The organism is Phenylobacterium sp. (assembly GCF_035309685.1).
Lineage (GTDB): Bacteria > Pseudomonadota > Alphaproteobacteria > Caulobacterales > Caulobacteraceae > Phenylobacterium.
Genome location: NZ_DATGEX010000065.1, coordinates 1 through 21601, shown reverse-complemented (window position 1 = coordinate 21601; position 21601 = coordinate 1). Strand labels below are relative to the sequence as shown.

Genomic DNA, 21601 nt, shown 5'->3' with positions numbered 1-21601 from the left:
CAATTTCATGACCACGATGAGCAGTACGACCGGCCGACTCGATATCGGCCGGGTGATCCAGGAAACCTTCGCGGTGCTGGGCCGCAACTTCGTGACCTTCCTCGTGCTGGCCGCGATCCTGGTCGGTCTGCCGGCGCTGCTGTCCGGCTATCTGAACATGACCTACATGCGCGCCGGCGTCCTGTTCGCCTGGCAGAGCTATGCCGGGAGCTTCCTGGCCGCCATCGGCCTCTACATTCTGCAAGGGACGGTGATCTACGGCACGGTCACCGAGCTCAACGGCAAGCCCGCCAGCATTGGCGCCTGCCTGAGCGTCGGACTGTCCAGCTTCCTCCCGTTGCTGGTCATCGGCATCCTGTCCTACCTCGCAATTGTGTTGGGCATGATCCTGCTGGTCGTACCGGGCCTGATGATCCTGGTGGCCTGGATCGTCGCGGTGCCGGTCTATGTGGCCGAGCGCCCCGGCCTCTTCGCGGTGTTCGGACGAAGCGCGGCGCTGACACGGGGCAACCGCTGGCGGATCTTCGCCGTGCTGATCCTCTATCTCGTGGCGTTCGTCATCATCGAGGCCCTGGCGGGCGTGTTCGGCAACGCCTCGCGTATCGCGTCCGGCGCCGGCATCCCGATGTTCCAGGCGCTGCTGCTGCTGCCGCTGATCGCCATCGCCAGCGGGATGCTGACCTCTGCCGGGATCGCCACGCTCTATGTCGAACTGCGGCGGGTCAACGAGGGCGTCGGTCCCGCTGACCTGGCGGCGGTCTTCGACTGAGGCCGGCGGCCGGCGCTGGTGTCCCGATTCCGAAGTTCGTAAGCGCTTGTGGCGGGCTCCGACGAACTTCGGAATCGATGAGGACACTAGCAAGTCTATACTTCTAGTGTGCTTTTTTGGATTTGAAGTTCGCAACAGAGCACGACCCAGAATGATGCGAACTTCAAATCCAGCACACTAGGGCCGGTCGAACTTGTCGGCGCGGCGGTGGCCGAACAGCATGCGCGTCTCCAGACGGGCGCGCAGGCCGGTGTAGTAGGCGTTGAGGAAGGCCTTGTCGGAGACCTCAAGCGGCGCCTCCCAGCCGATCTTGGCGCGGATGCGCGTCGAGACCTCGGCCAGCGCGCGGCGGTCGGCGCGGCGCAGCACCTCTTCCAGCACCTGCAGTTCCTTGATGCCGTAGGCGTCGAGCTGGGTCTCGGTGAAGGCGACGGCGCCGACCATGACCGGGCCGTCCTGGGCGAGATCGGGCCGCAGCACGCGGCGCGGCGCCTTGACCACCATGGTCCCGGCGGCGAGGTCGCCCAGCCGCAGGCGGTCGCGGTTGAACAGCGGGAAGAGCACAAAGACGCCGCTCCAGATCGCGCCCAGCACGATCAGCCCGGCGTCGACCCCCATCCCCGTGGCGAACAGGAAGCTCGCCGGCAGGAAGACCTCCAGCTCGCGCATGGCGTTGCGCGCGAAGACCGCGTTGGCGGTCAGCCGCCCGCCGTCCCGCGCCGCGACCCGCAGGCCCAGCGCGCGCTTCCCCGGCGTCGCCCCGCCGGGCCGCAGTTCGAAGCCGATGAAATAGGCCTCCCGCGCCAGGAAGAAGCCCAGCAGCCAGATGATGGTCGCCGCCTCGCCGGTTCCCTTCCAGCCGGTCCCGGCCCCGATCGCGACCAGCAGCAGGGTGAGCGCCAGCAGGGCCGCCGCCACGATCCCCACGTCGATCAGGAAGGCCGCGCAGCGCTCGCCAAACGTGCCGATCTTCAGGCGCAGGTCCACGCCTTCCGGGGTGACGAACTCGCGCCAGCCGTCGTCGATCGGCCGGCGCGGACGGATCGGCTTCCTCGGCTTCCTCGGCTTGCCGGCGGTGGCGGGAACGGCGGTCATGCCGGCCTCGCGCGGCGCGGCAGGTAGAAATAGAGGCCCCAGACCAGCGCGCTGACCGCCGCGATCGAGAGCCGGGCGATGTCGTTCTGAATGAGCTGGCGGGCGAAGCCTTCCAGCAGGCCGGCCACGAACAGCATCACCACCACGCCGCCCATGACGAGCGCGCCCCGCCGGCCGGCGTCGGCGGCGGCGTCGACCCGGGTCCGCTCGCCCGGGAAGGCCACCGCCCAGCCGATGGAAAAGCCCGCCGCGCCGGCCAGCGTCACGGCGAAGAGCTCGGTCACCCCGTGGATCATCAGCCAGCCGGACGCTTGGAACGCCAGGCCGTGCGCGGCGAAGAGCGCCAGGAAGGCCCCCAGCATGCAGCCGTTGAAGATCATCAGGCCTGCGGTCGGCAGGCACAGCGCGAAGCCCAGCGCGAAGGCGAAGAGCGCGATCTGCGAGTTGTGGGTGAACAGGAAGGCGGCGAGCGCGCCGAGCGCCTCGTGGCCGGTGAGCTTCTGATAGAGGGTGTCGTGCAGGAAGGCCGTGGTCGCCATGGGATCGCGCCCGGAGGCCAGGGCCTGTGGGATGAAGCCGTAGAACCAGTCGGGATCGCGGGCCACCAGGACGTAGGCGCCGACCGCGCCCAGCGCCATCAGGACGCCTGAGACCAGCGTCTCGCGCCACAGCGCCTGCACGGCGCGCGGCCATTCGTCGGTGAAGAAGCCGGCCAGCCGCTCCAGCGGCCGGGCGCGGGTGCCGTAGACGAAGAAATAGGCCCGTGTGCAGAGGCTCTCCAGATAGGCGATCAGCCCCTGGTCGAGGGAGATCGCCCGCGCCATCGAGAGCGACGACAGGGCCTGGCGGTAGAGCAGCGGCATCTCCACCAGCTCGTCGCGGTTGAGCCGCCGCGCGCCGCCCTTTTCGACCCGGTTGAGCAGGGTCTCGAGGCGCCGCCAGTCGGCCTCGCGTTCGGCGCGGAAGCGGTGGCTCTTCAGCTGCAGCTCCGCCATCAGATGAGCTCCCGGCGCTTGGCGTCGAGATAGGCGTTGAGCAGCGAGAGGCCCAGGTCCTCAGGCCGCGCGTCCACCAGCCGCGCGCCCAGCCGCTCGAGCCGCCCGATCACCACCTCGCGCTGGCGCAAGAGGCCCGCCGCGATCACCGCGCGCGAGACGTCGTCGGGCTCGCGGGGCTCGGCCTGGGCGAGCGCCTCCAGCTCGTCGTCGCGGAACACCACGAACAGCACCAGGTGGGTGCGCATCAGCCGCCCGACATTCTCGACCATCAGCTCGGCGCTGGTGGCGTCGGCGAAGTCGGTGAAGATCACCACCAGGGCCCGGCGGTCGAGGCGTCCGGCCAGCGTGGTCAGGCCGAGCGTGAAGTTGGTCTCCTCGGTGGAATAGTCGATCTGCGCGGCCAGGCGCTGGATCAGCGGGAAGGCGGCGGCGCCCGCGACCACGCCGCTGGAGACCCGCGGCTTGGCGTCGAAGGCGAACAGGCCGACCCGGTCGCCGAGCTTGAGGCCCGCGAAGGCCAGCAACAGGGCGGCGTTGATCGCCTGATCGACGCGCGGGCCGCTCGGCGTCGGGCCGCACATCAGGCGTCCGGTGTCGATGGCCAGGATGACGTGGTGGTTGCGCTCGGTGCGGAACTCGCGGGCCACCAGCTTGCCGTGCCGCCCGCTCTGCTTCCAGTCGATGGCGCGCAGGTCCATGCCGGTCTGGAAGTCCTTGAGCGCATGGAAGTCGCCGCCCTCGCCGCTCTCCATCTGCGCCTTGAGGCCGAAGAGGGCGTCGCGGGAGAAGAGCTGCAGAGCCTGTTCCTTCACCCGCTCGACGTCGGGGGTGATGGTGATGCGGCGCGCCGGCGCCTCGGTGCGCTGCAGCCAGATGAGGCCCAGCGGCCCGCGCCAGCGGGCCCAGAGCTGCTCGACCTGGCCCTCGCCGCGCCGCTGTGGCGAGAGCGAGACGATCGCCCGGCCCCAGCCGCCGGCCAGCGCCAGGGTCTGGCGAGGCGGGCTGGCGGCGAGCCGCGCGTTGACGCCCAGCGCCAGTTCGATCTCGCGCGGCGCGGCGCCCCGGAAACGCGCCTCCAGGCTGGCGTCCTGCGCGCGGCCCAGGCCCATGACCCGGGGCGCGTCCAGGGTCAGCGCCAGGCCGGACCGCCTGGGCGCCAAGAGGGCGTCGGCCAGCATGAGGCCGGCGCACATCAGCACCCAGGCGGCCGCGGCGCTCCACAGTCCGGGCGCCGCCAGGCCCACGGCCAGCGCCAGCGGCGCGCCGAGCGCGGTCAGGCCGATCGCCAGACGGGTGGGATAGAGCCTCACCGTTCGCGTCAGCGCGGCGCCGCGGCCCGGTCGACCAGGGCCGCGATCACCTCGTCGGCGCGGCGGCCCTCGATCTCGGCGGCCGGCGACAGGATCACCCGGTGGCGCAGCACCGGCAGCGCCAGCGCCTTGACGTCGTCGGGGATCACATAGTCGCGGCCGGCGAGCGCGGCGCGGGCCCGTGACGCCAGCGCCAACTGGGCGGCGCTGCGGGGGCTTGCCCCGCTCTGCAGGTCGGCGGTCTCCCGGGTCGAGCGGACGAGGTCCAGGACGTAGCTCACGATGTCGTCGCTCAGCTTGACCGCGGCCACCGCGGCGCCGGCGTCGGCGAGGGTCTTGGGCGTCACCACCTGGGCCACGCCCATGTCGGCGGGCGCCGTCTGGCCCGACTGCATGCCGTAGGTGGCGACGATGCGGCGCTCTTCCTCGCGGTCGGGATATTGCAGGGTCTGTTTGAACAGGAAGCGGTCGAGCTGCGCCTCCGGCAGCGGATAGGTGCCCTGCTGCTCCAGCGGGTTCTGGGTCGCCACCACCATGAAGCGGGCCGACAGCGGATGCGCCTTGCCGTCGATAGTCACCTGCCGCTCCTGCATGGCTTCCAGCAGGGCGGCCTGGGTCTTGGGCGGGGTGCGGTTGATCTCGTCGGCCAGCAGCAGCTCGCAGAACACCGGGCCCTTGCTGAGCGTGAAGCTCGAGGTCTGGAAGTTGAACAGATTGGCGCCGATGATGTCGGCGGGCATCAGATCCGGCGTGAACTGGATGCGCCCGAAGTCGAGCTTGAGCGTTCGCGCGAAACACTGCGCCAGGAAGGTCTTGGCCGTGCCCGGCGCGCCCTCCAGCAGCACGTGACCCCGTGCGAACAGCGCCGTCAGCAGCAGGTCGACGGTCTCCGTCTGGCCGACGATGGCCTTGCCGATCTCTTCCCGCACCCGCGCGGCGAGCGCGCTGACCTCATCGACCTTCACGCGTGATCTCCAGTCGCCAGTGATAAAGGTTGCGTCCGACGGCCAAGAGGTCGTCGCGCGTCGCGGCCCGATCGGCCTGAGCTGTGAGTTCCGCCGGATCGGCGGCGCCGGCCCGGCGCGCCAGCTCGGCGAGCCAGGCGTCGTTGTCGCGAGCGCCCCCAATCCCAGAACGGGGCCCTCCGACGAACCGGGCCACCAACGACTTGGTCAGGGCCGCATAGGCTGGGGCAAGCTCGGCCTCGCGGCGCGCCATCCGCACCAGGCCCGCGGAATTGTCGACCAGCGCACCCTTGCCCAGCGCAATGGCGCGGCCGCGCGTCAGCGTCGGGCCGAAGCGGGCGAGCGCATGCAGCCCCAGCAGCAGGGCCGCGGCGACGCCGCAGAGGGTCGCGGCCAGGAACGGCGGCTCCAGCATCAGCTGGCCGACGCCGTGGCCGCGGCTGAAGCCGTTCAGGGTCACATCGAAGACGATCCCGCTGTCCGCGCGCAGCGCCTCAAGCACCGCGAGCCCCGCCCGCGCATTGTCGATATTGGCGATCCCTTGGTTGTTCAGGAGGTCAGGGTCGGTCAGCACATAGACGTTCTGGTGCGCCTTGGCGCGGGCCAGGACGGCGTGGCCCTGCTCGTCCACCAGCATCGGCTGCCACTCGGCGCCGGACAGCGTCTGGAAGCTGTCGATCGGGCCGAGCGGCAGATAGGTTCCCGGCGCGAAGCGCTCGCCCGTTCCGCGCAGCACCGGCCGGCTGAAGCCCTTGGGGCGGGTCTGAATCTCGGTCGACGTGGCGAAGGGCGCGAGCACCGTTGTCGCGTAGGCCGTATTCAGCGCCGCACCGTATTTCTGGACGAAGCCGGGGTGCAGCGGCTGGGGCGTCACCACCCATTTCGGCATGACGATCAGGAGGGGGACGCGCCCAGCGAAGGGCTTCAGATCGGAGACGAAGGTCGGCGTCAGCACCATCAGGGGCCCGACTGAGGCGCCGCCATGTTGTTCGGCGCGGCTGACCACGACGGGCGTCCCCTCGGACTGAAGCATGATCGTCGCGCCTCTGAAGCCGACCGCCGAAGCGGAGAGGGCGTGCGCGCCTGGATCGGCGGCGCCGCGCAGCTCCGGCGCGAAGGTCGCCAGCACCGCCAGGGCCGAGAACGACACGACGCCGACGATCACCAAGGCCAGGATCGTCCTGGCCGAGAAGGCCGGGGCGTGCGCGGACGCCGGAGCGGCGGCGGCGGTCACGACCAGCCCTCGGAAAAGGCGAAGGTCTCGTAGTCGCCGCGGGCATGGGCGAAGTCGTCGGCGCTGACCGGCCGGCCGCCGAAGAAGCTGCGCTCGACCTGCTCGGCGATGCGGCCGAAGGCGCCCCGCGCCGGCGCCGGCATCTGGTCGAGACCCGCGATGTCGCGGCTGGTCAGCGCCGGGCGGATCAGGCCCGGGCGGCGGCCCGCGAGATCGTCGATGCTGCGGAACAACAGCAGGTGGATCGCCTCGCCGAACCGACCCGCCGCGGCCAGCCGGTCGGCGTCTTCCAGCAGCGCCCGCGCCGCCGCCGGTTCCGGTCGCCAGTCGACGGGCTGCGCGGCCTTGGTCTCGCGCCAGCGGGTGGCCATGACCTCGCGCGCCACGAACCAGACGATCAGCGCCGCGCCCAACGCCAGGCCGCCCCAGAACACGAACTTCAGGATCGGCCCCAGCGCGACCAAGGCGCGGAACAGACTCTCAAGCCACGCCGGGATTTGCGGCGGCGGCGGGGCGGCGGTGAAATCCAGCTGCAGGCCGCGCGTGTGCAGCAGCGCCTGGTGCGCCGCCGCCAGCTTCTGTTCCGACGCGGTATAGGCGTCCGACGCCACTCAAAGCCCCCTTGTCCGCGCCCCCTATCCGCGCCGCGGGCGGTGCGGAACCCTTCGACCCTAGCAGTGGCGCGGGAGGTCGCGAAGGGCTCGAATGCAACTTAGGAGACAGCCGCCGCCGGGGCTTGGACGGCGGGGCGGACGTAGACATAGGCCACGCGCCCGTCGGCCGCCTTCAGGCAGGCAGTCAGTTCGCGGATGGCGCTGTTCAGCGACTCGGTCGTGGACTGCGGCCGGAAGCTGAGCGTCAGCGCCACCAGGATCTCGCTGGGGCCCAGGTGCAGGGTGGCGATCTGCTGCAGTTCGGTGATGCAGTCGATGGCCGCCAGCGTCGCCTTGAGCTGCACCAGCACCGGCTCGGCCACCGCCTCGCCGGCGATCAGGCTGCGGGTCTCGTTGCCGAGCACGAAGGCGACGGCGGCGAGCAGCAGGCCGATCGCCACCGAGGCCGCGCCATCCGCCCAGGGCATGTTGAGCCAGGTCGCCCCGACGACGCCCACGGCGGCGAGCACAATGCCGATCAGCGCCGCGGAATCCTCCAAGAGCACCGAGACCAGGCTCGGATCCTTGGAGATCTTGATGAAGGTCCAGAGACTGACCTGCCGGCCCTTGACCGTGCGCCCGCGCATCACCGCCTTGTATTCGCGGTAGCCGACGCGGAAGGAGGCGCCCTCGAACACCGCGGCCACCGCCAGGACGCCCAGGCTGATCCAGGGCGAGACCACCGGTTCGGGATGGATGATGTGGCGCACGCCCTGCCAGACCGAGAACACGCCGCCCAGGAAGAAGACCATCAGGGCGACGATGAACGACCAGAAATAGGTCTCCATGCCGTAGCCCAGCGGGTGGCTCTCGTCCGGGGCTTTGCGGCCCCGCGCCTGGCCGGCCAGCAGCAGGAACTGATCGCCCGTGTCGACCAGCGAGTGCACGGCCTCGGTGAGCATGGCCGTCGAGCCGGAGAGCCAGGCGGCGGCGAACTTGGCGAGCGCGATGGCGCCGTTGCCGGCCAGCGCCGCCAGCACCACCCGTGTCGAACCTTGCGCCATCCGCCGCACTCTCCGCGCCCGCCCCGATCAGGAGGCGAACGCGGCGCGGGCGTCAACGGGGCGCCAGCATCAGCCCGCCGGCAGCATCGCCACGACGGAGTTGGTCTTGGAGATGAACCTCACCCCCTTCACGCGATCGGCGGGATACTTCTCCCAGGGGCCCTTCACCTCGATCGGCGTCGGCGCGGCGGCGCCGGCCGGAGACGGGGCGTCGGCGACCACATCCATCTCATAGATCCCGTCCTTCGGCGGTCCGGCGTAGATCCGCTTCAGGAAGCCGGCGTTCTTGTAGCCGGGCCCCGGCACGCTGCCGCTGGCCTGCATGTCGAGCGTCCCGTCCTTGCCGACCTTGATCGCGCCCGAGTCGACCTTGGTGATCATGTCCTGGCCTTGGTACATCTGTTGGGATCGGCCGACGTACTTGGGCGCGGCGGGCGCCGCGGCGGTATCTGATTTCGACGAGTCACAGGCTGAAAGGCCGAGAGCGGCGGCAAAGAGGCCGGCGGCCAGGATCACGCTACGCATGGATATCCTCCCCGTATCTTTGATTGCGGTCAGCGTGCGCCCGGTCGGCCCTGCGCCGCAAGCCTCACCTTGGGGCAGGCTGTGAGGCGGCGCGGGCATGGGCTAGGACTGACCGCAACAAGGGTTCGGGAGGCGGTCATGAAGGTCTGGACGCTGAAGATGGGCGTGTGCGCCGCGGCGCTGCTACTGGCGGCGCCCGCGGTCGCCCAGGCGGCCGGCCAGCCGTGGATGAACCGCAAGCTCAGCCCCGACGCCCGCGCCGATCTGGTGCTCGCCAAACTCAGCCTCGACCAGCAGATCGCCCTGCTGCACGGCTCCATGCCGGTGTTCATGGGGGCCAAAAAGCCGGCGAACGTACAGATCTCGGCGGGCTGGTTGCCGGGCGTCCCCGAGCTGAACATCCCCGACCTGACGGAGAGCGACGCGAGCCTCGGCGTCGCCAGCGCCGGGCGCAAGGACGATGACGCGACGCCCCTGCCCTCGGGCCTGGCGCTCGCCGCCACCTGGGACCCCAAGACCGCCTACGCCAGCGGCGCGATGATCGGCAAGGAGGCGCGGCAAAAGGGCTTCAACACCCTGCTGGCCGGCGGCGTGAACCTGCTGCGCGATCCGAGGAACGGCCGCAATTTCGAATATCTCGGCGAGGATCCGCTGCTGGCGGGCACGCTGGACGGCGCCTCGATCGCCGGCATCCAGTCGAACCACATCGTCTCGACCATCAAGCACTTCGCGCTGAACGATCAGGAGACCGGGCGCATGGTGCTGGACGGCCAGATCGACGAGGCGGCGTTCCGCGAGAGCGACCTGCTCGCCTTCGAGATCGCCATCGAGGCCGGCCATCCGGGTTCGGTGATGTGCGCCTACAACCGGGTCGGCGGGACCTATGCCTGCGAGAACCCCTTCCTGCTCACCGACGTCCTGCGCAAGGACTGGAACTATCCCGGCTGGGTGATGAGCGACTGGGGCGCGGTGCATGGCGTCGCCGCCGCCAAGGCGGGCCTGGACCAGGAGAGCGGCCAGCAGCTCGATAAGCAGGTCTTTTTCGACGCGCCCCTGAAGGCCGCCGTCGCCAGCGGCGAGGTCTCCAAGGCGCGCATCCACGAGATGGCGCACCGCTATCTGCGCAGCCTGTTCGCGGCCGGCGCGGTCGATCATCCGGTGGTCGCGGGCGGACTCGACACGGCGGCCGATGGGTTGGTGGCCGGACGCGCCGAAGAGCAGGCCATCGTCCTTTTGAAGAACGACACCAACCTGCTGCCGCTGATGAAGACGGCGAAAAAGATCGCGGTGATCGGCGGCCATGCGGACATCGGCGTCATCTCCGGCGGCGGCTCCTCGCAGGTGATCCCGCCGGGCTCGATCACCTATCCCAAGCCGAAGGGCGCGCCGCAGTGGGGCGGCGGCCAGGTCTACACGCCGGACGCGCCGCTGAAGGCGATCGCCGCGCGCGCCGGCGGGGCCCAGGTGGCGTTCAACGATGGCGCCGACCCGGCCTCCGCCGCAGCGCTGGCCAAGGCCTCGGACGTGGTGGTGGTCTTCGCGACCCAATGGTCGACCGAGGGCATGGACATCGCCATGAAGCTGGACGGCGACCAGGACCGGCTAATCGCCGCGGTCGCCGCCGCAAACCCCAGGACCGTGGTGGTCCTGGAGACCGCGGGACCCGTGGCCATGCCCTGGCGCGACCGCACCGCTGCGATCCTCGAGGCCTGGTTTCCCGGCGCGCGGGGCGCCGACGCCATCGCCAAGGTGCTGTTCGGCGAGGTCGATCCGCAGGGCCGCCTGCCGGTGAGCTTCCCGGCCAGCGAGGCGCAGCTCGCGCGGCCGGTGCTTCCGGGCTCGGACCAGGATGCGGTCGAGACCCTGACGCCTGGCGCCGGGCCCAAGCCCTTCGACGTGCGCTACACCGAAGGCTCCAACGTCGGTTACCGCGGCTACGCCAAGTCGGGCGAAAAGCCGCTCTATCCGTTCGGCTACGGGCTCTCCTATACGGTGTTCCGTTACTCCGGACTGAAGGTCACCGGGGGCAAGACGCTGACCGCTTCCTTCACGGTCGCCAACGTCTCCAACGTGGCGGGGACCGACACACCGCAGGTCTATCTGACCGCGGGGCCGAAGCGGACGCAGCAGCGGCTGATCGGCTGGTCGAAGGTGGCGCTGAAGCCCGGCGAGGCGCGGGTCGTCACGGTGACCGCGCCGGCGCGGATGCTGGCGAACTGGGATGCGGGCGCGCACGGATGGAAGGTGGACGGCGGGGCATACAAGGTGACCGTCGGACCGGATGCGGCGACTGTGGCTCTGAAGGGTTCAGCCACAGTGGCGGCGGCGAAGCTGAAGCCGTAGGGCGCGCGAAATGTTCGAGCATGTCCTGCTCTTCCTGTCGTTCATCTACGCCATCGCCCTCACCCACCTGTTCAGCAGTTCGACCGAACTGATCCTGGCCCGGGACCGGGTGCGGCCGTCCGGCCTGCTGATCGCATGGATGGTCCTCGCCCTGTTGATCCTGGTGACCAACTGGCTGTCGGCGGCCAACCTGTCGGGGGTGCAGCATTGGACCCTGGGACGGGTGCTGCTCGAGTTCGCCACGGCGGGGGTGCAGTACTTCACCTGCTCCCTGGTCTCGATGCGGGTCGAGCCGCAGGGCGAGGCCGACATGCCGGTCTTCTTCGCAAAGCATCGGCCGGTGATCGCCAGCTCGATGGTGGCCTTAGGCGTCATCGCCATGCTGGAGAACTATGTGGACCGGTCCGCCAACGGCCTGACGGCCGACGCCTGGATCGGTGAGGACCTGTCGGTCCTGCCGATGACCCTGGTCGGACTGGCGGCCGCGCTGTTCCCGGCCAGGTGGGTGCAATGGGTTGCGGTCGTGGTGCTCCTGGCGGGCGTCGCCTACTTCCTGTCCCAATTCGTCGCCCTGGGCTGATCGCGGCGCCGCACATGAAAAAGGCGCTGAGCCCTTGAGCCCAGCGCCTCTTCAATTCGCCGTCAGACCGTGACGCCTACTTCGCCGCCAGCGCGTCGTCGTAGAACTTCGCCACGTCGGACTTCAGCTGCTTGAGCGCGTCCTGGTTCAGATAGACCATGTGCCCGGACGGATAGTAGGCGTAGCGCACGTTGTTCTTGATCGAGGGGTCCAGATAGAGGTGCTGGATGTCGTACTCGGTCCCGAAGAACGGGGTCGCCATGTCGTAGAGGCCGTTCAGCGAGAAGATGTGCAGGTGCGGGTTCTCGCGCATCGCCACGCCCATGTCGGCCGCGGTGTTGGCGACGTTCTCACGCCGGCCGCCGCCGCCGAAGCCGCCGGTCGGCGGACGGTGACGCCAGTCCCAGCTCTGGTTGATGTTCGGGCCTGACGGCCAGTAGTTCAGGTCGGTGGTGTAGCCGAGCTGTTCGACCCAGTCGTGCAGGGCCGCGACATAGGCGCCGTTGATGCCGGTGTCGGAAGGGTCGTACTCGGCGTTCTCGCCGACGTTGTCGGTGTTGATGCCGGTAAACCGGGTGTCGTAGCGGCCGAGGATCCGGTTCTGGTCGCGCAGCAGCTCGACCCGGAAGTGGTTCAGGTCGACGCGCAGGTTGGCGCGCTTGATGAACTCCACCGGGATGCCGATGTAGGCCGACAGCTGCTTGGCGGTCGCATCGAACTCCTGCGGCGAGATGTTCCCGCCCTTGGTCAGCGCGGTCAGGTACGGACCGGCGGCCCAGGCCCGGACCTCGTTCAGATAGGCGTTGAGGTCGGTGGGCTGGGTCGCCGAGCGCTTCCAGTAAACCGCGGTCGCCGCGAAGCTCGGGACGTAGCTGACGAAGCTGTGGTCGAAGCCGGAGTCATGGGCGCCGTAGTTCAGCACCGACGACAGCAGCAGCACGCCGTTGAACTGCAGGCCGCGCTGCTGCAGCGCATAGACCAGGCCGGCGGAACGGGTGGTGCCGTAGCTTTCCCCGAACAGGAACTTCGGCGAATTCCAGCGATGGTTGATCGTCACATAGCGCTGGATGCCGCGGGCGAAGGCGTCGATGTCCTGGTCGACGCCCCAGAACTCGGTCCCCTTGGTGTCGCCGAGCGGGCGCGAATAGCCGGCGCCGATGGCGTCGAGGAAGACGAGGTCCGACTTGTCCAGCAGGCTCTCGTGGTTCTCGGTGATGGTGAAGGGAGGGCCGTGGGTGGCGTTGGGGCTGTCGGTCATCACGTGCATCGGACCCGCCAGGCCCATGTGCACGAACAGCGACGCCGAACCGGGGCCGCCGTTGTAGCTGAAGGTCACCGGCCGGTTCTTGGCCCCGCCGTCGGCGGTGTAGGCGACGTAGAACATGGACGCGATCGGCTTGCCGTCGTCGGAGCGCAGGGTGAGCGTGCCGGCGGTGGCCGTGTAGCCGATGGTCTGGCCGTTGATGGTCACGGTGTGGTGCGAGGACTTGGCCTGCTCCATCAGGGGCGCAGTGGCGATGTCGGCGTCGGTGATCTTGTGCTCGCCGGCGGTGGCGCCGCGGAAAGTGTTGCGCTCGACCACCGGACCGGGCGCGCCGGGCTCGTCGGGGCGGGCGGCGGGCGCGGCGGCGGGGCGCTCTCTTGGGCCGGCGGCCTGGGCGAGCGCGGCGGTCGCGGTTGCGGTGAGGCTCAGCGCGGCGAGCGCGGCCACGGTCTTACGTATCATGCAGGTAACCCCCTGGAGGCGGATGTCGATGGCGCGCCAAGTCCCACGCGTCGCGGCGTGCGAGGGAACCCCACACGCTGATGGCGCGCAACCTTGCGCCGCAGTGTTTCCGTCACATTTCGTCACCGTGTTATTCGGTGTCTGCCGCGTCACCCGTGGCGGACGAAAGCGAGACGAGATCGATCTTGGCGAGCCGGGCGACGACTTCCGCCGCCTGGGCGAAGGTCAGCTCGCAATCGTGCGCGAGGTCCTCGACGCGCATGGGGCCGTCCGTCAGGGCGCCGAACAGCCGGTCGGCCAGCTGCGGATGCACCGGCCAGAGCGCGAGCAGCTCATGGGCGACGAGCTGGCGGTAGGCCTGCGGCGTGACGCCGGAGATATCCGTGACCAGGGTCCGGGGGCCGACGTGGCGGGTCGGGTAGCTGGCGAAGGTGTCGAACGGCCCGGCGTGGTCGGCGCCGCTGCGGGGCGCCTGGGCCAGCCATCGGGCGGTGGCCGGGTCGGCGTTCGCCCGCTCGCGGATCGCCGTCTGCTCGGCCCAGAGCGCCTGGTAGCTGCGGTAGACCACCGACCAGTCGAGATCGGACGCCACCCGCGCCCGCCCGGCCGCGCCCATCCGCCGGCGCAGGGCCTCGTCGGCGACCAGGGCGGTGAGGCGGGCGGTGAGTTGGCCCATGTCGACGGTGACGGCCGTGTTGCTCCGCGAGAGGTACTGCTCGTAGCGCAAGGCCCCGGCCTCGAAATCCCGCGCGATCGCCTCGCCGGCGCCGGCCGGCGGCGCCCAGGTGGCGATGCGGAAACCGTCGATCCCGTCGCGCACCGTGTCGCGGTAGCCGTTCCAGTCGCTGACCACGGCGGGCAGGCCCGCGGCCATGGCCTCCGCCGGGGTGATACCGAAAGTCTCCTGGATAGTGTCGGCGAGCGAGATGAACAGGTCCGCGCCGGCCCAGGCGCCGCGGTAGGCCGCCGCATCCGCGCCATCGACGAACAGCGGCCGCACTTCCGGACAAAAGGCCGTGAGCCCGGAGCGGAAGAGCCCGTCCATGCCCGGAGTGGCCGCCTGACCGGCGACCACCAGGACGACCTTGCGTCCGGTGGTCTGCGCGGCGCGCTGCAGGGCGAGGAACATCGCGTGGGGATGGGTCTTGCCGCTGACCGACAGGCGCCCGGCGAAGAGCGCGGCGACCTCGTCTGCGGCGAGGCCGAGGCGGACGCGCGCCGCGGCGCGGTCGTCGGCGGTGAAGGCGAAGTCGCCGGAATGGACGCCCAGCGGTATGACCGGGAACAGCGGGCTTTGGATCGCCACCTCCTGCCCGGTCCGCCAGCGCTGGTAGGCGGCCTGCTGCTCCAGCACCGTTTCGACCACCGCCCGCGCCGCCCGCGACGTGCAGACCAGCGCGTCCCAAGGCATCAGCGGATCGACCAGGGTCTTGGCCAGCGCGTCGAGCGTGAAGGGCGTGGAAAGCGTGTGGGTGACACCCGTCAGGCTGTAGGCCGCGGGACCGACGCGCAGCCGCTGGCGGGCCATGGGCCCGAGGTTCTGATCGGGCCGGTAAAGGATTCCCGCCTGGGCGAGCAGGTCGAGCCGGGAGCCTGGAATCCAGGTGGTTTCGGCGGTGGGATCGATCTGCGCCACCGCGCCCCGAAACGCCTCGGCCGAGGCGGACGAGGGCGTGTAGGCCGGCAGCGGACCAGGCGCGCGGCCCAGCACCGCGGCCCGCAGGAAACCGTTGCCCGCGACCTGCCGGCCCATCAGCTTCGGCCCGGTCAGCAGATAGCCATCAGGCTCGAAGAAGAGGGCCGGGTTCACGCCGCGCGCTTACCATGCGGGCCGATGATCCGGAAGGCGCGGGCCTCGGCCGGCGGCGAGTTCCGGATATATATAGACTAGTTTACATCATAGACTTGATGATCTATGACCCTGGCGCGGCGGGCCGGCTTCGCACACCATCCTGACCGGCCGCCATCGAAGGAGTCCGCCGATGCGCAAGACGCGTGAGCTCGCCGCCGCGGCCGTGGCCGGGCTGATCCTGGCCGGAGCCTCGATGGCGTCCTCCGCGCGGGCTCAGGATCCGGCGCAAGGCGCGGCGGCGGCGGAAGGCGGTAATGGCGTCATGGGCCAGTTTACCGGCTTGGGCGGCGACCCGGCGCTGGGCCAGCAACTCTACGAGAAGCGCTGCGCGAGTTGCCACGACAACCCCACGGGCCGCGTCCCGGCCAAGGCGACGATCGCGCAGAACACCCCGACCTCGATCGCCCAGACGCTGATCGAAGGCGCCATGCGGCCGATGGCGCTCGGCATGGCGCCGCACGACATCGCCTCGGTGGCGGCGTACCTCTCGACCCGCAAGGACGGCGGCCTCAGCGCCGCCACGCCGGACGCGCCGGCCTGCACCGACAAGCCCGCGCCCATGACGCTCGCCGGCCCAGGCTGGAACGGCTGGGGCAATGGCGAGACGCAAGCCCGCTACCAGCCCAAGCCCGGAATCGCGGCGGCCGACGTGCCGCGTCTGAAACTGAAGTGGGCCTTCGCCTACGCCGGCAGCCGCAACGGCCAGGCCACGGTCGTCGGCGGGCGGCTGTTCCTGACCTCCAGCTCCGGCGCGATCTACGCTCTGAACCCCAAGACCGGCTGCGCCTACTGGCGCTACGACATCCCGGGCGGCTCGCGCAGCAGCATCACGGTCGGCAAGATCGGCGGCCGCTTCGCCGTCTACTTCACGGGCTGGACGGAGCGGACCGCCTACGCCCTGGACGCTGAGAGCGGCAAGCTGGTCTGGAAGACCCAGGTCACCGACCAGCAGGAAGTGCAGATGACCGGCTCGCCGGTGCTGCACGCGGGCCGGCTCTACATCCCGGTGTCCTCGGCGGAAGAGGCCATCGCGGTGGACGTGAACCACCAGTGCTGCAAGTTCCGCGGCGAGGTGGCGGCGGTGGACGCCGCGACCGGCAGGATCGCCTGGCATGCCTACATGGCCGACCCCGCCAAGCCGTTCAAAAAGAACAGCGCGGGCGTGCAGATGTACGGTCCGGCGGGCGCGGCGATCTGGGGCGCGCCGACGGTCGACGCCAAGCGCGGCCTGATCTACGTCACCACCGGCGACAGCTACACCGACATCGCCGCGCCAAGGGCCGAGGCGGTGGTGGCCCTCGACATGAAGACCGGCGCCATCCGCTGGGCCAACCAGCTCACCAAGGGCGACAACTACATCATCGGCTGCTACGGCCCGGCGCCGCGCGGCAATTGCCCCAACCCCGCCGGTCCGGACTACGATTTCGGCGTCTCGCCGGTGCTGGCGAGCCAGCCCGGCGGCAAGCAGCTGATCCTGGTCGGCCAGAAGTCGAGCCAAGTCTATGCGCTCGATCCCGACCATGAGGGCAAGGTCGTCTGGGAGCATCGCCTGAGCGTCGGCGGCCCGCTGGGCGGCGTCGAGTTCGGCCCGGCCTCAGATGGTGGAAGCTATTTCGTCGGCGTCTCCGACATCTTCGTCGCCAAGCCGGCGCCCGGCGTCTACGCCTTCCGCATCGCCGACGGCGAGCTCCTGTGGTCGGCGCCCAGCGACAAGCTCGCCTGCGCCTGGAAGACTCCCTACTGCACCGGCGCCGTCTCCCAGGCGCTGACCGCCATGCCGGGCGTGGTGTTCGCCGGCGCGATGAACGGCCACTTCCGCGCCTACGACAGCAAGACCGGCAAGGTGATCTGGGACTACGACACGGCCGCGGCGCCGGTGACGGCCGTCTCCGGCAAGAGCGCGCAGGGTGGAGTCATGGACGGCGCCGGCCCGACCATCGCCGGCGGCGCGGTCTATGTGAGCAGCGGCTATCAGGCGCGGTCCGGGACACCCGGCATCGTCTTGATGGCGTTCTCGGTCGACGGACGCTAGGCCGCTAGCCGGCCTTCCGCTCGCCCGCCTCGCCGGCCTTTTCGACGGTCTGCATCTGGCTCTGCAGGGCGCCCACCAGCTCGGCCGCGGAGATCGGCTTGTTGAGATGGGCGTCGGCGCCGGCGGCGCGGCCGTCGTCGACGTGCTGCGGCAGGCAGTTGGCTGAGACGATCAGGATCGGGGCGCGGGGCCGCGCGGTGTCGACCTCCCACTCGCGGATGCGGCGCGTGGCCTCGAAGCCGTCCATCACCGGCATCTGGATGTCCATCAGGACGGCGTCATAGGCGCCGCTCTTCATGGCCTCGACGCCCTCCTGTCCGTCCTCGACAGAGGCGTGGCCGATGCCGACGCTGTCGAGGATCAGCTCCATCACCCGGCGGTTGACCGCATTGTCGTCGACGATCAGCACCATGAAGTCGCCGCCCTGCGGCTCTTCGACGGGCGCCGGCGCGGCCACGGCCGCGGCGGCGCTGTCGGCGAGCCTGGGCAGGTCCAAGGCGAAGCCGAACACCGAACCCTGGCCCGGGTTGCTGTCGCAGGCGATCTGGCCGCCCATCAGCCGCACATATTCATCGCAGATCGCCAGGCCCAGGCCCGCGCCGCCGTGCTTGCGGGTGGCGGAGTTGTCGGCCTGCTGGAAGCGCTGGAACAGCGCCTCCTTCTGGTCGGCGTCGAAGCCGGCGCCGGTGTCGCGCACTTCGAAACGCACCTCGCCGCCGCGGCGCGACGCGCTCAGCGTCACCTCGCCGGCCTCGGTGAACTTAATGGCGTTGTTGAGCAGATTGCCCAGCACCTGGCGCAGCCGCTGCGGGTCGCAGTCGACGATGCCGTCGACGCCCGGGCGAATGTCGGCCTTCAGAGTCAGGCCCTTCTCCTGGGCCGAGCCCGCGAAGAGATCCTTCACCGAGATCAGCAGCTCGGCGAGGTCGGTCGGCTCGGGGCGTAGCTCGATCGCGCCGGCCTCGACGCGGGCCAGGTCCAGGAGGTCGGTCAGCAGGCCGTTCAGCAGCCGCCCGGAGCTCTGAATCACGCCCACCAGCTCGCGCTGCTGGCCGGAAAGCTCGGTGCGGACCAGCACCTCGGCGATGCCCAGCACCCCGTTCAGCGGCGTGCGGATCTCGTGGCTCATATTGGCCAGGAACTCGCTCTTGGCGCGGTTGGCGGCCTCGGCGGCGTCGCGGGCGGCGGCCATGGCCTCGGCGCCGCGCTTCTGCAGGGTGATGTCGGTGAGCACGGTCACCCCGCCGCCGTCGTCGGTTCGGCAGGATTCGTGCTGGATCCAGCGCCCGTCAGGCATGCGGAATTCGGAGACGCCCTGGCGGGCGCGCGACACGGTGTCGGCGGCCCAGCGGTCGGGGCCCTCCTCGACGGTGGCGAACCAGCCGCTGGCCTTGGCGGCTTCGATGAAGGCCTCGCGCGGGCGGCCCAGCGCAGCTTCGACGCCGCACTCCGACATCAGCCGGGCGAAGGCCTCGTTCCAAATCTGCAGCCGGTCGCCGGCGTCATAGAAGGCCAGGCCGGACGGCACGGCGTTCAGCGCGTGGCGCAGGCTGACGAAGGTGTTGCGCTTGCCCAGCCGCTCCATGAGCACCAGGCTGACACTGGCCAGAAGGATCAGCGCGGCGAGGCCGCCGGTGGCGATCGCCAGGCCGCCACGCTCCATCACCTGGCCGGTGGTCACCAGTGTGGCGTCCGGCGTCAGGGTCACCGCGGTCATGGCGGTGAAATGCAGGCCGACGATGCCAAGCACGAAGACCAGGGCGGGCGGCGCCCAGGCCCAGACGCCCTTGACGTAGTCGCGCACCGAGAAGGCGGCCATGCCGCCGGCCGCGGCGATCAGGATCGAGGCGGCGACGTAGGCCATGCTCCAGCTGACGTCGGCCTGGGTGCGGATGGCGTCGATGCCGACATAGTGCATAACGGCGATGCTGGCCCCGGCCAGGGCGCCCCCGATCAGGCCCGCCTGCAGGCCGCGCCGCCAGGTCGGAAGCGCAAAGCCGAGCGCCATGCCGGCCACCGACACCAACAGCGACAAGGCGGTCTCCGGCAGGTCGTAGGCGATCTTCATGGTCGGCTGGTAAGCCAGCATGGCGATGAAGTGGGTCGCCCAGACGCCAGACCCGGCGACCATGGCGGTCAGCCCAAACCAGGCCCAGCGAAGGGCGCCATAGGCCCTCACCGCACGCGCGTGGAAGCCGAAGGCGGTGCTGGCGGCGACGATGCAGATGAACGCCGCCACGGCCACGAGGCGCAGGTCATGCTGTACGAAGATGCAGGTCAGTACCGCAAACACTGGCTGGGCTTTCCGTTGGGGAACGGCGGCAACCTAGGCCGGAACGGGTTAACAGAGTGGAATTGCCAAGCAACATCCGAAGGTTGCCGGCGCCGCAACCGTTAGGCGGCCAGGCGGTCCATCGCGGGGCAGACGGCGAGCTCGCCGATGACAGCGGCGGCCGAGACCGGCTTGGCCAGGTGGCAGTCGGCGCCGGCCTCGCGGCCCGCGGCGATATCCTCGTCGGCGCAGTTGGCCGAGACGACGATGATCCGGGCGGGTTGTGCGCCGCCGGCGGCCTCCAGGGCGCGGATTCGCCGCGTCGCCTCGAAGCCGTCCATCACCGGCATCTGCAGATCCATCAGGACCGCATCGTAGGCGCAGGCCTGCATCGCCTCGACGGCCTTGAGGCCGTCTTCCACCGAGGCGTGGGCGATGCCCACGCTGTCGAGGACGATCTCCAGCACCTGGCGATTGATCGGGTTGTCGTCGACGATGAGCACGCTGAAGGTCTCGGGATGCTCGCGGGGCGGCGTGACGTCCGGCGTCGGGGTGGCCGCCGCGGATTGGGCGACCGCCCGATCGACGGCCCGGTGGACCACCGGCGCCGGGAAGGCCGGCTCTGCGAAGGTCTGGGCATCGGCGGACGGCTCGACGGGCAGGGGCGCGTGATCGAGATCCTCGACGACCCGCAAGGCCAGCGGCACATAGGCCGGCAGGTCGGCGCGGCGCCGCCGCGGCGCGAACCCGCGCAACAGCTTGCCGTCACGCCGCAGGAAGGGAATGTAGACGCCGAAGGCGATGCTGACCGCGACCACCCAGATGACCACGCCGATGGCGACGAGGTGGAGGTCGGGCGTCAGGTCGGCGTAAGTATACATTTCCTCTCTCCCGTATCTTGTCTCTCATTCTGAGGACATGTGAGAAAATATATCCCAGACACACTTAACAGTATATGTTTTATAGAGAGCTTATGGCCTCCGTATCTCTACGTATCCAAGTATACGTAAATATACGTAGCCCCTGATCTCGCGACTATCGAGACCGGCGTTCGGCCATCAGGCCGATGGCGCGGCCTCGCTTTTCGCCTATAGGCAGGAGGCCATGCCCAAGCCGACCGAACCTCTTGGCGCGCAACGCCTGATGACGCGGATCGCCGTCGCCGCGGTGCTCGCCTGCGCCGGCGCGGCGGCGCCGCCGGCCTGGGCCCAGGAGATGCCCGACATGCCGGGCATGGATCACTCCAAGATGGGGCGCGATATGGCCGGGATGGACATGGCCGGCATGGACATGGGCCACTCGATGCGCGGCGCCTATGGTCCCTACGCCATGAGCCGCGAGGCGTCGGGCACCGCCTGGCAGCCGGACGCCTCGGCCCATGGGGGGCTGGAGGTCGTGCGCGGCCCCTGGATGCTGATGTTCCACGGCCTGCTGAACGGCGTGTACGACAAGCAGGACGGGCCGCGCGGCGGCGAGAAATCGTTCGCCTCCGGCATGCTGATGGCCATGGCGCAGCGGCCGGTGGGCGACGCCGGGACCCTGCAACTGCGCGCCATGGTGAGCCCCGACCCGCTGATGGGCCCAAGCGGCTATCCCCTGCTGCTGGCCACCGGCGAGACCGCGGACGGCAAGACCCCGCTGATCGACCGCCAGCACCCGCACGACCTCTTCATGGAGCTCTCCGCCTCCTACAGCCTCAAGCTCTCGGCGGCCGACAGCGTGTTCGTCTACGCCGGCCTGCCGGGCGAGCCGGCCTTCGGCCCGCCGGCCTTCATGCACCGCCTCTCGGTGATGGACAGTCCCGAGGCGCCGATCAGCCACCACTGGCTGGATTCGACGCACATCTCCTTTGGCGTGGTCACCGGCGGCTTCGTCCACGGCGACTGGAAGATCGAGGCCAGCGCCTACAACGGCCGCGAGCCCGACCAGCACCGCTACGATATCGAGACCGGGGCTCTGGACTCCACCGCCGTGCGCCTTTCCTGGAACCCCTCGGCGCACTGGGCCCTGCAGGCCTCCTGGGCCGACGAGATCAGCCCGGAACAGCTTGAGCCCGGCGTCGACCAGCACAAGGTCTCGGCCAGCGCCATCTACACCGTCCCGTTCGGCGACCGTGGCTGGTGGTCGACCACCGCGGCCTGGGGCCGGCGGTCCAGCCTGGGAACTGACCTCGACGCCTGGGTGCTGGAAAGCGCGGTCAAGCCGAACCCGGCCTGGACGGTGTTCGGCCGCGCAGAGCGGCT

General features: G+C 70.1%; 17 protein-coding genes. 5 read left to right on the top strand and 12 right to left on the bottom strand.

Going from position 1 to position 21601, the window contains the following annotated elements; genetic code table 11:
- The first annotated feature begins 7 nt into the window (after window positions 1–7).
- Window positions 8–769, top strand: a complete 762-nt coding sequence (locus VKQ35_RS20545; protein WP_324364605.1) for a hypothetical protein — start codon at window positions 8–10, stop codon at window positions 767–769.
- Window positions 770–946: 177 nt separating this feature from the next.
- Here VKQ35_RS20545 and VKQ35_RS20540 read toward each other — a convergent pair whose 3' ends face one another.
- The 8 genes from VKQ35_RS20540 to VKQ35_RS20505 form a co-directional block, all read right to left on the bottom strand.
- Window positions 947–1864: an RDD family protein gene (locus VKQ35_RS20540; RefSeq protein ID WP_324364603.1), complete on the bottom strand. Its 918-nt coding sequence runs from the start codon at window positions 1862–1864 to the stop codon at window positions 947–949.
- Window positions 1861–2859 (bottom strand): stage II sporulation protein M, encoded by a 999-nt coding sequence (locus tag VKQ35_RS20535; protein WP_324364601.1) that lies wholly within the window; start codon window positions 2857–2859, stop codon window positions 1861–1863. The genes VKQ35_RS20540 and VKQ35_RS20535 overlap by 4 nt, the downstream gene beginning before the upstream one ends.
- Window positions 2859–4172, bottom strand: a complete 1314-nt coding sequence (locus tag VKQ35_RS20530; protein ID WP_324364599.1) for a DUF58 domain-containing protein — start codon at window positions 4170–4172, stop codon at window positions 2859–2861. The genes VKQ35_RS20535 and VKQ35_RS20530 overlap by 1 nt, the downstream gene beginning before the upstream one ends.
- An 8-nt stretch (window positions 4173–4180) precedes the next feature.
- Window positions 4181–5137, bottom strand: coding sequence for a MoxR family ATPase (locus tag VKQ35_RS20525; protein WP_324364597.1), 957 nt, complete (start codon window positions 5135–5137; stop codon window positions 4181–4183).
- Entirely contained in the window at window positions 5124–6371 is a 1248-nt protein-coding gene (locus tag VKQ35_RS20520; protein WP_324364595.1) for a hypothetical protein, read from the bottom strand. The genes VKQ35_RS20525 and VKQ35_RS20520 overlap by 14 nt, the downstream gene beginning before the upstream one ends.
- On the bottom strand, window positions 6368–6982 hold the full coding sequence (locus tag VKQ35_RS20515; RefSeq protein WP_324364593.1) for a DUF4129 domain-containing protein: 615 nt from the start codon (window positions 6980–6982) through the stop codon (window positions 6368–6370). The genes VKQ35_RS20520 and VKQ35_RS20515 overlap by 4 nt, the downstream gene beginning before the upstream one ends.
- 101 nt (window positions 6983–7083) lie before the next feature.
- On the bottom strand, window positions 7084–8028 hold the full coding sequence (locus tag VKQ35_RS20510; protein ID WP_324364591.1) for a cation diffusion facilitator family transporter: 945 nt from the start codon (window positions 8026–8028) through the stop codon (window positions 7084–7086).
- A 69-nt stretch (window positions 8029–8097) separates the two neighbouring features.
- Window positions 8098–8553, bottom strand: a complete 456-nt coding sequence (locus VKQ35_RS20505; RefSeq protein WP_324364589.1) for a hypothetical protein — start codon at window positions 8551–8553, stop codon at window positions 8098–8100.
- A 138-nt stretch (window positions 8554–8691) separates the two neighbouring features.
- Here VKQ35_RS20505 and VKQ35_RS20500 point away from each other — a divergent pair, with 138 nt between their 5' ends.
- Both VKQ35_RS20500 and VKQ35_RS20495 read left to right on the top strand, forming a co-directional pair.
- A complete protein-coding gene (locus VKQ35_RS20500; protein WP_324364587.1) occupies window positions 8692–10896 on the top strand; it encodes a beta-glucosidase in 2205 nt (734 codons plus the stop codon).
- 10 nt (window positions 10897–10906) lie between these two features.
- Window positions 10907–11476 (top strand): hypothetical protein, encoded by a 570-nt coding sequence (locus tag VKQ35_RS20495; RefSeq protein ID WP_324364585.1) that lies wholly within the window; start codon window positions 10907–10909, stop codon window positions 11474–11476.
- 76 nt (window positions 11477–11552) lie between these two features.
- On the opposite strand, the gene VKQ35_RS20490 is transcribed toward VKQ35_RS20495, so the two are convergent.
- Complete coding sequence (locus VKQ35_RS20490; RefSeq protein ID WP_324364583.1) at window positions 11553–13202, bottom strand: S10 family peptidase; 1650 nt, start codon at window positions 13200–13202, stop codon at window positions 11553–11555.
- Window positions 13203–13332: 130 nt separating this feature from the next.
- Complete coding sequence (locus VKQ35_RS20485) at window positions 13333–15012, bottom strand: glycosyltransferase family 4 protein (RefSeq protein WP_324364581.1); 1680 nt, start codon at window positions 15010–15012, stop codon at window positions 13333–13335.
- A 172-nt stretch (window positions 15013–15184) separates the two neighbouring features.
- Between VKQ35_RS20485 and VKQ35_RS20480 the strand changes: the two genes are divergently transcribed.
- Entirely contained in the window at window positions 15185–17086 is a 1902-nt protein-coding gene (locus tag VKQ35_RS20480) for a PQQ-binding-like beta-propeller repeat protein (protein WP_324364580.1), read from the top strand.
- Between the two features lie 4 nt (window positions 17087–17090).
- Here the strand turns inward: VKQ35_RS20480 and VKQ35_RS20475 are convergent, their stop codons facing one another.
- Window positions 17091–19379, bottom strand: a complete 2289-nt coding sequence (locus tag VKQ35_RS20475; protein ID WP_324364579.1) for an ATP-binding protein — start codon at window positions 19377–19379, stop codon at window positions 17091–17093.
- A 101-nt stretch (window positions 19380–19480) separates the two neighbouring features.
- Window positions 19481–20239: a response regulator gene (locus VKQ35_RS20470; protein WP_324364578.1), complete on the bottom strand. Its 759-nt coding sequence runs from the start codon at window positions 20237–20239 to the stop codon at window positions 19481–19483.
- Window positions 20240–20462: 223 nt separating this feature from the next.
- On the opposite strand from VKQ35_RS20470, the gene VKQ35_RS20465 reads away from it, so the two are divergent.
- A partial coding sequence (locus tag VKQ35_RS20465; RefSeq protein ID WP_324364577.1) for a hypothetical protein occupies window positions 20463–21601 on the top strand: 1139 nt, incomplete at its 3' end.